1 protein-coding gene is annotated in these 377 nt (G+C 65.8%); it reads right to left on the minus strand.

The genetic code is table 11. The features are described 5' to 3' along the window. A partial coding sequence (locus OO71_RS50800; protein WP_245633995.1) for an ROK family protein occupies positions 1–322 on the minus strand: 322 nt, incomplete at its 3' end. Between the last annotated feature and the right edge of the window lie 55 nt (positions 323–377).

Below are 377 nucleotides of genomic sequence, written 5' to 3' on the forward strand. Positions count from 1 at the left end.
GCGCGTCGGTCACCACCGGAAGACACTGCTGGAACACCGCACCCCGGATCGCCGCCACAAACGGCTGCACCACCGACAACTGCCCCCCGAACGTCACCAAATCCGGATTCAGGAAATTGACCACATACGACAACACCTCACCGATCAACCCACCCGCCTCACGCAACAACGCAATCACCCGAGCATCCCCCGCACTCGCCAACGCAACCAGATCCCCCGTCCCCCCGACGTCATACCCCTCCCCCTGCAACCGCGCCACCACCGCCGCACCACCCGCCACCGACTCCAGACAATCCGGCGTACCACACCAGCAATGAATCACCGACCGCCCCGACGACCGCGAATGACTGATCTCCCCCGCCGCCCCACTCGCCCCC

This window comes from Amycolatopsis jejuensis (assembly GCF_000717335.1).
In the GTDB taxonomy this organism is placed as follows: Bacteria; Actinomycetota; Actinomycetes; order Mycobacteriales; family Pseudonocardiaceae; genus Amycolatopsis; species Amycolatopsis jejuensis.